This is a genomic window from Pseudomonas sp. BF-RE-25 (genome assembly GCF_019956105.1).
Classification (GTDB): domain Bacteria; phylum Pseudomonadota; class Gammaproteobacteria; order Pseudomonadales; family Pseudomonadaceae; genus Aquipseudomonas; species Aquipseudomonas migulae.
On the sequence record NZ_JAHBDB010000013.1, the window covers coordinates 16,604 to 31,740 of the forward strand.

10 protein-coding genes and 1 riboswitch are annotated in these 15,137 nt (G+C 60.4%); of the genes, 2 read left to right on the forward strand and 8 right to left on the reverse strand.

Annotated features, from left to right (window positions below; translation table 11 throughout):
- Window positions 1–123: 123 nt before the first annotated feature.
- Window positions 124–1,128, reverse strand: coding sequence for a low-specificity L-threonine aldolase (gene ltaE, locus KGB24_RS07685; RefSeq protein ID WP_223416381.1), 1,005 nt, complete (start codon window positions 1,126–1,128; stop codon window positions 124–126).
- Window positions 1,129–1,325: 197 nt separating this feature from the next.
- Window positions 1,326–1,497: riboswitch (FMN riboswitch) on the forward strand.
- A 114-nt stretch (window positions 1,498–1,611) separates the two neighbouring features.
- Between ltaE and KGB24_RS07690 the strand changes: the two genes are divergently transcribed.
- Window positions 1,612–2,121 (forward strand): 6,7-dimethyl-8-ribityllumazine synthase, encoded by a 510-nt coding sequence (locus tag KGB24_RS07690; RefSeq protein ID WP_008033105.1) that lies wholly within the window; start codon window positions 1,612–1,614, stop codon window positions 2,119–2,121.
- A gap of 173 nt (window positions 2,122–2,294) precedes the next feature.
- Here the strand turns inward: KGB24_RS07690 and astE are convergent, their stop codons facing one another.
- The 7 genes from astE to KGB24_RS07725 form a co-directional block, all read right to left on the reverse strand.
- On the reverse strand, window positions 2,295–3,305 hold the full coding sequence (gene astE / locus KGB24_RS07695; protein ID WP_008033106.1) for a succinylglutamate desuccinylase: 1,011 nt from the start codon (window positions 3,303–3,305) through the stop codon (window positions 2,295–2,297).
- Between the two features lie 12 nt (window positions 3,306–3,317).
- A complete protein-coding gene (locus KGB24_RS07700; RefSeq protein WP_008033108.1) occupies window positions 3,318–3,605 on the reverse strand; it encodes a hypothetical protein in 288 nt (95 codons plus the stop codon).
- A gap of 20 nt (window positions 3,606–3,625) precedes the next feature.
- Complete coding sequence (astB, locus tag KGB24_RS07705) at window positions 3,626–4,972, reverse strand: N-succinylarginine dihydrolase (protein ID WP_008033110.1); 1,347 nt, start codon at window positions 4,970–4,972, stop codon at window positions 3,626–3,628.
- A gap of 162 nt (window positions 4,973–5,134) precedes the next feature.
- The gene (astD, locus tag KGB24_RS07710; RefSeq protein WP_177318891.1) at window positions 5,135–6,604 is read right to left on the reverse strand and encodes a succinylglutamate-semialdehyde dehydrogenase; all 1,470 of its coding nucleotides are present in this window, start codon (window positions 6,602–6,604) and stop codon (window positions 5,135–5,137) included.
- Window positions 6,601–7,626 carry an arginine N-succinyltransferase gene (gene astA / locus KGB24_RS07715; protein WP_008033114.1) on the reverse strand — a complete coding sequence of 342 codons (1,026 nt, stop codon included), beginning with the start codon at window positions 7,624–7,626 and terminating at the stop codon, window positions 6,601–6,603. Before astA ends, astD begins: the two co-directional genes overlap by 4 nt.
- A gap of 71 nt (window positions 7,627–7,697) precedes the next feature.
- Complete coding sequence (gene aruF, locus KGB24_RS07720; RefSeq protein ID WP_008033116.1) at window positions 7,698–8,717, reverse strand: arginine/ornithine succinyltransferase subunit alpha; 1,020 nt, start codon at window positions 8,715–8,717, stop codon at window positions 7,698–7,700.
- 195 nt (window positions 8,718–8,912) lie between these two features.
- The gene (locus KGB24_RS07725) at window positions 8,913–10,133 is read right to left on the reverse strand and encodes an aspartate aminotransferase family protein (protein ID WP_008033117.1); all 1,221 of its coding nucleotides are present in this window, start codon (window positions 10,131–10,133) and stop codon (window positions 8,913–8,915) included.
- A 287-nt stretch (window positions 10,134–10,420) separates the two neighbouring features.
- Between KGB24_RS07725 and KGB24_RS07730 the strand changes: the two genes are divergently transcribed.
- Window positions 10,421–15,136, forward strand: coding sequence for a dermonecrotic toxin domain-containing protein (locus KGB24_RS07730; protein ID WP_223413665.1), 4,716 nt, complete (start codon window positions 10,421–10,423; stop codon window positions 15,134–15,136).
- The last annotated feature ends 1 nt before the right edge of the window (window position 15,137 follow it).

Consider the following 15,137-nt stretch of genomic DNA (forward strand, 5'->3'; position numbering starts at 1 on the left):
GCCAAAGGCCTGTGCGAAACGTCAACAGACGAAGCGACGGCAAAGGGCCGCATTATATCGGCCCAGCGCGCGGGGTACAGCGTGTTTATACGATAGAAACGGTCAATTGGACGGCTAACGCTGTCAGTTGCGCGAAAACTCGACGAATGTCGCGATGACTTGCTCGATTTGCGCGCGGCTCACGTCCATGTGCGTGACCATTCTAAGACGACCGGCGGCGCTGAGTTTGATCCCGCGCTCAGCGGCAAACGCCTTGATCGCCTCGGCCTTGTCGCCCATCTGCACATAAACCATGTTGGTTTGCACCGGTTCGACTTCGTAACCGGCTTTTCGCAGTCCGTCCGCGAGGAATTGCGCGTTGGCATGGTCGTCCGCCAGACGCTGAACGTTATTGTCCAGAGCGTACAACCCCGCCGCCGCCAGAATCCCGGCCTGACGCATGCCGCCGCCGACCATCTTGCGCAGACGGCGCGCCTTGCCGATCAACTCGACCGAGCCGCACAACACCGAACCGATCGGCGCGCCCAGCCCCTTGGACAGGCAGACCGACACCGAATCGAAATGCTGGGTGATTTCCCGGGCATCGACACCCAGTTTGACCGCCGCGTTGTACAGGCGAGCGCCGTCGAGGTGCAGTTGCAACCCGTGTTCGCGAGTGAAACTACGCGCCCGGGCCAGATACTCCAGCGGCAGCACCTTGCCCTGCATGGTGTTTTCCAGCGCCAGCAAGCGGGTGCGGGCGAAATGGAAATCGTCCGGTTTGATCGCGGCAGCCACCTGAGTCAGGTCCAGCGAGCCGTCGGCCTGCACTTCCAGCGGTTGCGGCTGGATCGAACCGAGCACCGCCGCGCCGCCACCTTCGTACTTATACGTGTGCGCCTGTTGGCCAACGATGTATTCGTCACCGCGCTCGCAGTGCGCCATCAGGCCCAGCAGGTTGCTCATGGTGCCGGTCGGCACGAACAGCGCCGCGGCAAAGCCCAGGCGTTTCGCCAACTCGGCTTCCAGACGATTGACCGTCGGATCTTCACCGTAGACGTCGTCACCGGTGGCCGCGTTGGCCATCGCGTCGAGCATCCCTGGAGTCGGCTGAGTGACGGTGTCGCTGCGAAGATCGATAACGCTCATGAATCTGGCCTCGGTAAGCAGGGGAAAATCCCTTTCGGAATGGAATTACTGCGGTCATGTCGACGAATAATCAACCCTTGGGCGAGGAAAAGACGCAGCAAGTGAGCGAAAAAGTCGATAGCAATCATCAGATAGCAGCAATGCACGGCTGAGAAATATGTGTTAAAAACGCTGCGCCGCCAGACAATCTGTCGGCAAAACGTTCTCAGGGCGGGGTGCAACTCCCCACCGGCGGTAATTGCGCGCAATGCGCATAGCCCGCGAGCGCTTGGCGACAGGCACGGCTTCGGCGGTGTGTGAAGGCAAGGTCAGCAGACCCGGTGTGATCCCGGGGCCGACGGTCATAGTCCGGATGAAGAGAGAACGGGATTGGCGCCGCCTAGGCTCTATACCAAAGCGCCGTCCGCAGGCATTTGTGCCTGTGTACCCTTAAATCCCATTCGATTCATATGCCCTGTTTTATACATAAACAGGAGTCAGAACATGCAACCCACCGCAATCGACAGCAAAAGCAAACACCATCAGGGCGAGCGCGTTGCGTTCATCCAGGCCTGCTGGCACAAGGAAATCGTCGATCAGAGCCGTAAGGGCTTCGTCGCAGAAATGATTGCTCAGGGTTATCAGGAATCCGACATCGACTTCTTCGAAGTCGGCGGCGCCTTTGAAATGCCCCTGCACGCCAAGTTGCTGGCCAAGACCGGCCGTTATGCCGGTATTGTCGCGGCAGCCCTGGTGGTGGACGGCGGGATCTACCGTCACGAATTCGTCGCCCAGTCTGTGGTCAGCGGCTTGATGCAGGTTCAATTGGAAACCGAAGTGCCGGTGTTCTCGGTGTCCCTGACCCCGCACCACTTCCATGCCGGCGAAGAACATCAGAAGTTCTTCTTCGAGCATTTCGTGCACAAAGGCCAGGAAGCGGCGAAGACGTGTGCGGATACGCTGAGCAAGATTCGGGCGTTGCGTCGTACTGAGCCACGCGCAGTAGCCGTCTAAACACAAAATCTGCTGCTTGGGTGCGGTTTTATGACCTCACCCAACCCCCCTGTGGGAGCGAGACCGGCTTGCCGGCGATGGTCGTCAACGATAACGCGGGAAGTCTGGCTCCCCGCGGCGTTCTCGGGTTCATCGCGAGCAGGCTCGCTCCTACAGGGGGGCGGTGGCGCCAGTCAGGCCAGGTTTTCGTCGGTGGTCGGCACGATCAGGATGCCGGCGCGCAGGCCGTTCTTGACCTTGGGGTTCGGGAAGATAATCCGCGCGCCCTCTTCTTCGATGATCCAGCGCGTCTGGGCGATGTCTTCGGCCAGCAGATAACCCACTTCCAGTTCCGAAAAATTCTCGATGTCCGCCGGCAGGTTCAAGCGGAAGCTATCGCTGTGCTTGATGATTTCCCGTGCCACGCTGAACAACTGCAACCCATTCAGCGCCTCTTCGGTCAGTTCCGGCTCGGTGCCTTCGATGATCTGTTTAAGGCGGGTTTCCAGCAGGGAGACGTTGACCCCGTCGTTTTGCCCGAACGGCCGCGCCTTGCCCAATTCCAGGGTGAAAGACTCGGCACCCAGCTTGTCGTAGGTGTAGGAACTGAAAACGATGGACGGCTTGTTTTGCAGCAACACCGCTTCCATACCGGCGGCGCGCAGGCGAGCCAGTTCCTGACGGGAATGCTGGCGATCTTCTTTCCACGGATACAACGCAAACTGCTCGATCTTCGAGCCACGAATCGCCGTGTGCAGGTCGTAATGCAGACGATCGCGATCCGGCAGGCTGAAGAAACTGGCCGCCAGCCGCTCCAGTTCACAGGCACGCAGGGCTTCGGAGCCGCTGGTTTGTTCGTGACGGCCGTTGAACAGCCGATTGACGTCCTGCTCGATAAAGCGCTCGCCCTTGCGAATCGCTTCCGGGTTGCCGAACAGGAACAGAATACGTGCGCGCGGCTTCAAGTCGCCGCGAGCGATGTCATGCAACAGGCGATCAAGCAACTCGATCGGCGCTGTTTCGTTGCCATGGATCCCGGCTGACAGCAGCAGGTCCAGGCCATTGTCGCGAGCCTCAGGTGGCCGGACTTCCAGCGCACCTTCGCTCAACCAGCGCATGCGCACGCCTTCGACAGTCAGTTGAGTCTTCTCCGCCGGTTCGCGGCCGGCGAGGGTCAGTTCAAGCAGTTTGCCGAGGGCGAGCATAGAGCGGTTTCCTTAGTGGTCGTGGGCGCAATCCGGGCCGTGCACGTGGTCTTCGTCGCCGACTTCAGCCGGTTCCATTTCCAGTTGCAGACTTACCAGATTAGTCGCCAATGGGCGCAGCAGCAGGTTGGCGTATTCAGCGTCACCTTCTTCGACGTCCACGCCGATCAGCAATTGGCCGCGGCCATCGTGCTGAATCCACAGCTCTTTGCCTTGCCAAATGACAGCGACGCGGGTGCAGGAAGTTTCCAGTTGCGTGCCGTCGGTGTCTTCAAGGATCAGCTGCAGGGTATCGCTCATGTGTTTTACGCTCTCGACGTTCAATTGATCTGGAATGGATAAACCGCGCCCAGTTTAAGGATTTGCGTCAGTTCATCCAGTGCCGTCCGGCACTCAAGCAACAATTGCGGGTCCGCAAGGTCGGTTTCGGCCATGCGGTCGCGGTAGTGCTTTTCGACCCATTCGGTCAGCGTGCCGTACAACGGTGCCGTCATGATAACCCCTGGGTTGACGGCCGCCAGTTCGGTTTCATTCAGTGCCACGCGCAAACGCAGGCACGCGGGGCCACCGCCGTTCTGCATGCTTTGCTTCAGATCGAAGACTTTGACTTCGCGGATCAAACCGCCAGAACTGGTCAGGCTTTGCAGGTACTGCCAGACGCGTTCGTTGCCACGGCACTCTTCCGGCACGATCAACAGCATCGAGCCGTCAGGACGCGACAGCAACTGGCTGTTGAACAGGTAGGAACGCACCGCGTCTTCCACGGTAACCGCCGAACGGGGCACACACACCGACTGGAATTTTCCGCCGACCTTGGCGAGTTTGCTTTGCAGCTCGGCCAGCATCTGTTCGGTGTCGAGGAACGCGTCCTCGTGATAGAACAGCACCTCGCCGTTACCTACCGCGATCACGTCGTTGTGGAACACGCCCTGATCGATCACCGCAGGATTCTGCTGGGCGTAGACCACGCCGTCATCGCTCAAACCGTGCAGACGGGCAACAGCTTGCGAGGCTTCGAGGGTCTGGCGCGCCGGGTATTTCTGCGGTGCCGGGTAGCGGTTATCGAACGCGCTGCGACCGAACACAAAGAACTCGACGCCGGCTTCACCGTATTCACGGCAGAAACGCGTGTGGTTCGCTGCGCCTTCGTCACCGAATTGCGCCACGGCCGGCAACGCCGCGTGGTGAGCGAAGTGCTTCTGATCAGCGAACATTGCACCCAGTACACGGCTGGTGGTCGGGTGCTCGATGCTGCGGTGGTATTTGCAGTTGAGGTTGGCGGCGGTGAAATGCACGCGACCGTCGGCGGTGTCGGCGCTCGGGCTGACCGTGGCGGCGTTGGCCACCCACATGCTCGACGCCGAGCAACTGGCGACCAGCAACGGCATCGCGTCTTTTGCAGCTTGCTCGATCACTTGCGCGTCGGTGCCGCTGAAGCCCAGGCGACGCAGGGCGGCGACATCAGGACGCTCTTGCGGGGCCAGAACGCCTTGTTGAAAGCCCATTTCCATCAGCGCTTTCATTTTCGCCAGGCCTTGCAGCGCGGCTTCCTTCGGGTTCGAAGACTGCTGGCTGTTGCTCTGGGACGCGACGTTGCCGTAGGACAGGCCGCCGTAGTTATGGGTCGGCCCCACTAGACCGTCAAAATTGACTTCATAGGATTTCATCAGCGAGGCTCCACGAGAATCTGTTTTTATAGGCTTCAGTAACTATTCAGTACGACCGCGTTGCGGTCATCGCCAGCAGGCTGGCTCCCACAGTGATTGGGTGGTACACAAAATGTGTGAACACCACCGAACCTGTGGGAGCCAGCCTGCTGGCGATGGGCATCACGCCATTTTCACGCCAGGCGTGAGGGCCGCTGGCAACGTCAGGCTCGGCGTTTCCAGCGAGGCCACCGGGTACGCGCAGTAATCTGCCGCGTAATAGGCGCTGGCGCGATGGTTGCCCGAGGCGCCGACGCCGCCGAACGGTGCGCTGCTCGCAGCACCGGTCAGCTGTTTGTTCCAGTTGACGATACCGGCACGGCTTTCCAGCCAGAACTGCTGATAACGCGCTTCGGAATCCGACAGCAAACCGGCCGCCAGGCCATAGTCGGTGTCGTTGGCTTCTGCGATGGCCGCTTCAAAATCAGCGTAGCGGATCACTTGCAGCAACGGGCCGAACAGCTCTTCGTCAGGACGATCGGCAACGGCGGTCACGTCCAGAATACCTGGAGTCAGCAACGCGGCTTGTGCCTCAGGCTGAGTCATTTCCAGCAACGTCACGGCGCCATTGGCCAGCAGATGCTCCTGCGCATCCATCAGCGCTTTTGCCGCACCGAGGGAAATCACCGACCCCATGAACGGCGCGGGCTGCTGATCGAACGCACCGACTTCAATCGTCGAGCTGACCGCCACCAGACGCGCCAGGAGCGTGTCGCCCCAAGCGCCCTGCGGCACCAGCAAGCGGCGGGCACAGGTGCAACGTTGACCGGCAGAAATGAAAGCGGACTGAATGATGGTGTACACCGCTGCATCCAGATCAGCGACCTCATCGACCACCAACGGGTTATTACCACCCATCTCCAGCGCGAGGATCTTGTCCGGACGACCGGCGAACTGCTGGTGCAGGTGATTGCCGGTACGGCTCGAACCGGTGAAGAACAGACCGTCGATACCCGGGTTCGCCGCCAGGGCGATACCGGTTTCGCGAGCGCCTTGCAGCAGGTTCAACACGCCGGCTGGCAGGCCGGCTTCGATCCAGCACTTGACCGTCAGTTCGGCGACTTTCGGGGTCAGCTCGCTCGGTTTGAACAGCACGCTGTTACCGGCCAGCAGCGCCGGCACGATGTGACCGTTGGGCAAGTGACCAGGGAAGTTGTAAGGACCGAAAACCGCGACCACGCCGTGTGGCTTGTGGCGCAATACGGCGGTGGCGTCGCCCAGCGGGCCGCTCTTCTCGCCGGTGCGTTCGCGGTAGCTCTGCACCGAAATCGCAATCTTGTTGACCATGCTGGTCACTTCAGTCGCCGCTTCCCACAGCGGTTTACCGGTTTCTTCACCGATGCAACGCGCCAGTTCGTCAGCGTTGTTTTTCAGCGCGCCAGCAAAGGCTTCCAGCACCGAGATACGTTCTTCCAAAGTACGACGGGCCCAACCCGGAAACGCCTGACGCGCGGCTTGCACGGCGGACTCAACCTGAGCAGCGGTAGCGCCCTCGCCGGCCCACAGCACTTGCTGGGTCACCGGGTTCAACGATTGGAAGGCTTCACCCTGACCGGCCAGCCATTCACCTGCGATGTATAGCGAATTCATTATTTCGACTCCCGAGCAGCAGACAACGGAACGGCGCGCACTTGATCGCCGGCGTTGAGTTGAAGACGTTTGGCGGTCAGCGGATCGACCACCAGCGTACCGGCGGCAAGACGTGCGGGAGCGGCAGTGATCCGGCAGTCTTCGCGCTTGCGGTTGTGAATGATGAATGGCGTGGCGTCGTCACCCGGCGTGCCAACGGCCAACACCAGCGCCTGACTGTCTCGCACGGCGCGGATCTTGCCGGTTTCGCATTCGATGGCCGGGCCGGCGTCGAAAATGTCGACGTAGCCCTGGTAGCTGAAACCTTCGCTCTTGAGCATGGCCAGCGCCGGCTCGGTGTCCGGGTGAACCTGACCGATCACGTTACGTGCATCCGGCGACAGGAAGCAGGTGTACAGCGGGAATTTCGGCATCAGTTCGGCGATGAACGCCTTGTTGCCCACGCCGGTCAGGTAATCGGCCTGGCTGAATTCCATTTTGAAGAAGTGTCGACCCAGGCTTTCCCAGAACGGCGAACGCCCTGCTTCGTCGGAGACACCGCGCATTTCGGCAATGATCTTGTTGCCGAACAGTTGCGGGAACTCGGCGATGAACAGCATTCGCGCCTTGGACAGCATGCGGCCGTTGAGGCCGGTGCGGAAATCGGCGTGCAGGAACAACGAGCACAATTCCGAGTTGCCGGTCAGGTCGTTGGCCAGAAACAGCGTCGGGATTTCGCGGTAGATGTTCAGCTCTTGCGAAGCGCTGACCGTCAGGCCGACCCGGAAGTTGTACCAGGGCTCACGCAGGCCGACGGCGCCGGCAATGGCGGAAATGCCCACCACACGAGCGTTGTCGTCTTCGAGGACGAACAGATAGTCCGCATCGCCGCGCCCGGCCTCGCCGCGAAAGGTCTTCTCGGCCCAGCCGACCCGATGGGCCAGACGCTCTTCGTTGGCCGGCAAGGTGGTCAGGCCGGTGCCGGTGCTGCGGGCCAGGTCGATCAGAGCGGGTAAATCGCTGCTGCGTACGGGACGAACGATCATGCTATCTCCTCAAACGGGCCGCTTGCGCCACCCGCGAAACACTTGCTGCTTTCTAGGTTGAAAAGCAGGCGTTAAACCGCCACCAGGCGCACGCTTGCACCTTCACCGACGCCCAGGGCTTCGGCCGCTTCCAGATCCAGGGTCACGGGTTTGCCCGGCGCGTAATCGAGCTCGAGCAACACGGCGCGGTAATCCTGCAACTGCGCATTGGCCACCAGGTACTGACGCCCTGCGCCTTTGACCGGCTCGCCGATTTTCACCGGCACTACACGGCTCTGGGCGATCGAACGGATCCCCGAAACACGCGCATGCAACGTCGGGCCACCGTCGAAAATGTCGATGTAGTGATCGGTCTCGAAGCCTTCGCGCATCAGGATGTCGAAAGTGATCTGCGCCCGTGGGTGCACCTGGCCCATCGCTTCTTGCGCGGAGTCCGGCAGCAACGGCACGTAGATCGGGTAATGCGGCATCAGCTCGGCGAGGAACGTGCGGCTCTTCAGACCGCACAGACGCTCGGCTTCGGCGTAGTTGAGGTCGAAGAAGTTGCGACCGATGGCGTCCCAGAACGGCGAGTCGCCATTTTCATCGCTGTAACCGACGATCTCGGTCACCACGGAATCGGCAAAGCGCTCCGGATGGCTGGCCACGAACAGCAAGCGGCCACGGGAGTTGAGCTCGGCCCACGGCGAACCCACCAACTCGCGCTGTACGTAGAAACTGGTCAGCAAGCTGTTGCCGGTCAGGTCGTGGCACTGGGAGAGCACGTGAATCTTGTTATGAATCTTCAGCTCGCGGGAGGCGTGCACGAAGGTTTCATTGCGGAAGCTGTAGAACGGCTCGGAATAACCGGCCGAGGCAACGATGGCCGAGCAGCCGGCCAGTTTGCCGGTGGCAGTGTCTTCGAGGACGAAGAAATAGCTCTCTTCACCGTTGAAGCTGACTTCGGCAGCGAACGAGGCTTCGCTCGCGGCGATCTTGTCGCTCAGGCGTTCAACGTCATCCGGCAAGGAAGTGACACCAATCGGGCTGTCCGCAGCCAGACGCTGTACCTCGCCCAGATCAGCCATTTGCGCGGGGCGCATCACCAGCATGGTGTCACTCCTTTCTCATACTCTTTGAGGAAAATAAGCCGGCCCTTGTAGGAGCGAAGCTTGCTCGCGAAGGTGTGTCAGTCACAGTGATGTCGACTGACACACCTTCGCGAGCAAGCTTCGCTCCTACAGAAAAGCGGGGCCGGCATCAAAATTGGGTTCGACGCCTGAAATCATCAGGCGTCGAAGGGTCTATCAGGCTTGCGTCAGTTTTGCCGCAGCGCGCTCGAAACGATCCAGGCCGGCATCGATATCGGCGTCTTCAACCACCAGGCTTGGCGCAAAACGCACCACGTCCGGGCCGGCTTGCAGGACCATCAGGCCTTCGCGCTCGGCGGCGTTGAAGATGTCCTTCGCCTTGCCTTTCCAGGCCTCGCTCAGCACGCAACCGATCAACAGGCCCATGCCACGAACCTTGGTGAACAGGCCGTATTTCTCGCCGATCTGCTCCAGGCGAGCCTTGAATTTGTCGTGCTTGGCGTTAACGCCAGCCAGCACTTCAGGGGTGTTGATCACGTCGATCACCGCTTCGGCGACGGCGCACGCCAGCGGGTTACCGCCGTAGGTGGTGCCGTGGGTGCCGACGACCAGGTGTTTGGCCAGGTCTTCGGTGGTCAGCATGGCTGCGATCGGGAAACCGCCGCCCAGGCTCTTCGCGCTGGTCAGGATGTCCGGGATCACGCCGTAATGCTGGTAGGCAAACAGATGGCCGGTACGGCCCATGCCGGTCTGCACTTCGTCGAAAATCAGCAGCGCATTGTGCGCGGTGCACAGGTCACGGGCGCCTTGCAGGTATTCGAGTTCGGCCGGGATCACACCGCTCTCGCCCTGGATCGGCTCCAGGACCACAGCGCAGGTCTTGTCGGAAATGGCGGCTTTCAGCGCAGCCAGATCGTTGTACGGCACATGGGTGATGCCGGTGATTTTCGGACCGAAACCGTCGGAATACTTCGACTGGCCACCGACGTTCACGGTGAACAGGGTACGGCCGTGGAAGCTGTTGAGCGCGGCGATGATTTCGTACTTCTCGCTGCCAAACCGATCATGGCCGACACGACGGGCCAGCTTGAAAGCGGCCTCGTTGGCTTCGGCGCCGGAGTTGCAGAAGAACGCACGCTCGGCAAAGGTTGCGTCGATCAGCTTGTGCGCCAGACGCAGGGCAGGCTCGTTGGTGAACACGTTGGACACGTGCCACAGCTTGTTCGCCTGCTCGGTCAAGGCACCGACCAGCGCCGGGTGCGCATGGCCCAATACGTTAACGGCAATCCCGCCGGCGAAGTCGATCAGCTCGCGGCCAGACTGGTCCCATACGCGGGAACCGGCGCCACGCACAGGAATGAAGGCGGCAGGCGCATAGTTGGGAACCATTACCTGGTCGAAATCGGCGCGTTCTACCGCAGCGTGCTCAACGGACATCGGAGTCTCCTGAAGAGGAACACTCGCCGGAAACTGGCGAGCGATGGGGGGATTGTAAGGACAGTTTTCAGCCCGGCCTTGCCGCCAAGCGACAACTTCTTATAGCGCAAACCCCGGTTTCAGCCGGGTTTACGGCAATGCGACATATAGCGTCGCAAAGGCGCAGTTTAAACCGGCGGCACAGGTTATAGGCAGGCTTGTCGAACGGTGCGGTAAATATGTACCGCACACCGTGCTTCATCGTTTGTTTTCCTTGGGCTCCATCCAAACGCTAACGGACTAGCGCCATGATTCAGCATGACCCCGAGCTTACGGCTCAGCCAGACGCACATTTCCAGCATGCGTTCCACAATCTGCCCGACTGGCTATTAACAGCATCGCCCGCTACGCGCACTGCGCTGAAAAGCGCGCGGCTGGACATCCCTCAATGGCACGCCCAGGCAACCCGCCAGCAGCACCAATCATTGAGAGCGGCCAGCACGCACTATCTGACCCAGCGTAACCACCTGGAATCCATGCTGGATAAATTGCAGAACGCCCGGGACTTTGCCGAACCGCTTCTGCGTGACGCATTGAAAACCCGGTACGGCCTGGAACTGGACGTCAAGACGACCTTCCTGCGCCTGTACATTCCGCAGACCGTTCCGTGGTTCCCGATCAAGACCGGTGCCGCGCGCACCTGGACGGTCTCGCTGCTCGACGCCGCCCTGCACAACTTTCAGGATTCGGAAACCGAAGCGCAGGCTTACGAATCTGCCTCGACGTTCATCACCGAACCCTCGTCCACCGGGCAATTCGATACATTGCCGGCGATCAAGCGCCAACTCTCCATTCAGCACTTCACCCGGTTGTGCAGGGAGCTGGATATCGGCGGTCGATACGAGACCCACCTCAAGGAAAACCTGGGGTTTACCAACCCGGTAGCCGCTGCCGTGTTGAAGTCGAGCGTGATCAAGACGCACAAGGCCGCCCTGCTATCAGCCCTGCATCTGGCCCAGGTCCGTGGCGACCTGCCGCTGGATGCAGGGCAATCGATTCTCGACATGATCGAGGGCCGCGAAAACGTGGGGCTGGACAACTGGCGACTGCACTGTCACGACCTGAGCCTGATGTCTTCATTGCTGACCGGCATTGTCATTTTCGCGCCGCGACTTGAACTCACCTCCCAGCGGTCGCGGATCGTCGTCTACATCCCCGACGACCCGGAACACCCGCTCAAACAATACCCCGACACCCTGGCGTTCTTGACCGAGCTGACCCGCAAACTGCGCTCGCCTGCTTACCAGGCGTTCTTCAGCCGGTTCATCGATCATCAGGAACGAGGCCACTTTTTCGCCGACCTCAACAGTCGCCTCCGCGCCGTGACCTGGCATGAACACCTGCGCGGTGATCCGCTGCCGAGCTGGCGCGACACCCCCATCGACAAGCCCAACCTGCAATTCTCGGTGAGCCCGATCAGAAACGATCTGTGGACTCACCTCTACCAGCAGCAATTGAACAAACTGCTCAATGACGCACGCACCCTTGCGGTCTCTACCGCCAGTGCCGACCGAGCGGCGCGATGGGCGGCGTGGGACGCCTTCAGCAATGTCGCCAAAAAGATCCTTGAAGTGGCGTCGTTCGTTGCCCTGCCTTTTGTTCCGTTTCTGGGCGAATTGATGCTCGCCTACATGGCCTACCAAGTGCTCGACGACACGTTCGAAGGCATCATCGACTGGGCCGAAGGCCTGAAAACCGAAGCGTTCGGACACTTGATGACGATCGCCGAGACGGTGGTTGAACTCGGGACGTTCGCGGTGGGCGGTGTCATGGCGGCCGGCGCGTTCAATGGCCTCATGTCTCGCGAGGCGGTGACGCTGATTTCCCCGCTCAAACCCATCAAGACAGCCGCAGGCAAAACCCGATACTGGAAACCGGATCTCACCCCTTACGAACAGTCCGTTGATCTGCCGGACGCTGCCAGCCCCGACCCTCTCGGTTTGTATCAGCATGAAGGCAAAACACTGGCGCGCGTTGAAGGCAAACTCTACTCGGTAAAACCGGACAGCAAGACTGGCCGCTTTCAGATTCAACACCCGCGCAGGGCCGACGCCTATCAGCCGGCTCTGCGCCACAACAACCACGGTGCCTGGCAGACCACACTGGAGCGACCGCTGACGTGGGACCGGGAAACCGTGCTGCGCCGCCTCGGCCAAAGTGTCGAGTCGTTCAATACTGCCGAGCGTGAGCAACTCCTGCAGATCAGCGGTTTTCACGACAACGTGTTGCGCGAGATCCACGTCGAGAATCAGCGCCCGCCTTCGCTGCTGACCGACACGATCAAGCGCTTCAGGATCGACCGCGACATTCAGGCGCTGGTCGAGCAGACTGGCAGCGACCATCCCGACCGCTATCAGGCGCTGAACCAGCGCAGATCGCTGTTCCAGTCTCGCTACCGTGAACTTGAAAAAACCGCCGATCGCCACGTTCTGCTACTGCAAGGCGAAGTACAGGGACTGCCCACGGACATCGCACAAGAACTGGTGAGCAACGCAAGCGGCACCGAGCTGAAGCAAATGCACAACGGCCGCTTGCCCCAGCGCCTCAAGGATGTAGCGCTGAAAGCCATGGACGCGGTGCGTGTCGCCAGAGCCTATGAGGGGTTTTATCTGGAGGGTATGGAAACGGTAGACACTCATCGCCTGGCCCTGCATAGCCTTGAAACATTGCCTGGCTGGCCTGCTCGCCTGCGCATCGAAGTCAGGGAGTTCTCCCATGAGGGGACATTGCGCGACAGCATTGGCCAGCCCGACGCACCGCTCCTCAAGACATTGGTGCACGCCGAGGACGGCACGTATCGGGTCCATGAAAACACGGCTCTGCCGGGCAACTTTTATCAGGCCCTCCTGCAGACACTTCCCGACGCTGAGCGTAGCGCACTGGGCCTTTCTGCCGAAGACGGTCAGCTACTCAAACAACGCATTGCCGAACATGCGCAGAACAAACCCGCATTGCGCACGCTGCTGGTGAAGCATCCCAACCGAAAACCCTTTTATGACCCGGCGACCATGCGCCTGCCCGGCGGATCGGAGGGGTACAACCGAACAGGTCGCCCCACCCCAACACTGAATGACAGGGTTCGCGAGGTCTATCCAGGCCTGCCCCAGGATGAACTCAGCGTCGTCGTCGCCCGCTTGCAACGCCACCCCGATGGCGCTCGCGTGGAGCTTTCGCGCCTGAGCAATGAACTCGAACGGCTGCATGAAGACCTGGATACCTGGATAAAGGAAGCCCCCACGGTCCACCCCGAAACCAGACAGCCATTGAGCGAGCTGGAGCAACAGGCCCAGCAGCACAACCGCCGGTTGCTGGCCCAGGAAATCCAGCAGAGCTGGCGTCGGCAAACGCCACGGGATCTCGACTCGACAGAGCACAGTGACCGCTATGTGCTGCGGTTCGCCGAGCCGATTATGGGTGAGCTGCCGGTGCTGACGGCGGACTTCAGTCACGTCTCGATGGTCGCCCTGGAGGGCAGTCACGCGGAGCAAGGTGTTCACGGTTTCCTGCAAAATTTCAGCGACCTTCGTCGCCTCGACTTGCGGCGCTTCTCCCTGACCACCCTGCCCGACGCCATCCCACGGATGACCAACCTCGACACATTGGTGCTGAACGAATGCGCGATCAGGATTGATGCAGACGCGTGGTCGAAACTGTCCTCATTGAACAAACTGGTGATGCTGGACCTGTTCCGTAATCCGGTTGATGTGGTACCCGATGTCGGCGCATTTACCGAGCTCGTGCACCTGGACCTGAGCGCAACCGGGCTGACTGAAATCCCCCCCAGCACCATCACGCACCCCAGACTCGATACGCTCATGCTGATCAATAACCGGATCACCGAGCTGCCCGAAGGGGTGTTCGACAGCGTGGTCTACGACAAGCGCGGCGTACACCTGTCGGACAACCCGCTCGTCGACAGCGCTCGGCAACTCGTCAAGCTGCACTACCTCGAAACCTCATACGATCTGGGCGTCTATGCCCCCGAGGCGGATATCGAACGAGCCAGGGCGCTCTACCCGAACATGGAAGTCGAGCAGGCCAGCGACTTCGTCTACGAACTGCCCGGCACACTGGAAGAGGGCCGAGAGGCGCTGACCCAACTGGAGGCAGAACTGGCTCAATTGAGCAACGACCTGACGACATGGACAGCCGATCTGCCACCGAGCCATCCGCTAACGGGTGAACCCTTCAGTGACATGCAACAGTTTGTCGAACACGCCAATCGCGATGAATTCAAAGAGGCACTGCAACGTTGCTGGCAGCATGACGCAGACCTGGATGATTTCACTGAGTCGCTTGAGCCGTCGTATGAACTCTCCATCCGCCCGGTCATCACCGGGGAACTGCCGACCCTCAGCGCTGACTTCAGCCATGTCTCGGCGCTGGAGCTGAACAGTGTCGATGGCGTGACGCGCATCGGGCGTTTTCTGGAATCCTTCCCGAACCTGAGAAGCCTGAGGCTGCGCGACTGCAACCTCGGCGACATTCCCGATGCGCTGTTCAAGATGGGGCAACTCAGGTCGCTGTCGATTCCCAACTGCCGCGTCAGTCTGTCCGTGGAGTCGGTCGGTGGATTGGCAGGAATGGAACAGCTCGAATACCTCGATCTGGGCCTCAACCCCTTGGGGCTGACACCTGACCTGAGTCAGATGCCGGACCTGGCGACCATTCTGCTCAACGACACCGGCATCACCGACATACCCGATGGCCTGCTACAACTGGCGGAACTGGACTGGGCAGACTTGAGCGGCAATGCAATCACCGACGTGCCCAGCGACCTGCTGGAGTTACCCGCGGAAGTGGCTGAGAACATTACGCTGAGGGGCAATCCGTTTACTGAGGAAAGCCTGTTGCGGCTGATCAGTTACTTCGAACGCACACGTGCCGACTTTGGCGTGGAAGAGGTGATCAATCGAGGTGAAATGTACGTATCCACCTCTGAGGGTTCCGAGATCGACGAATAGA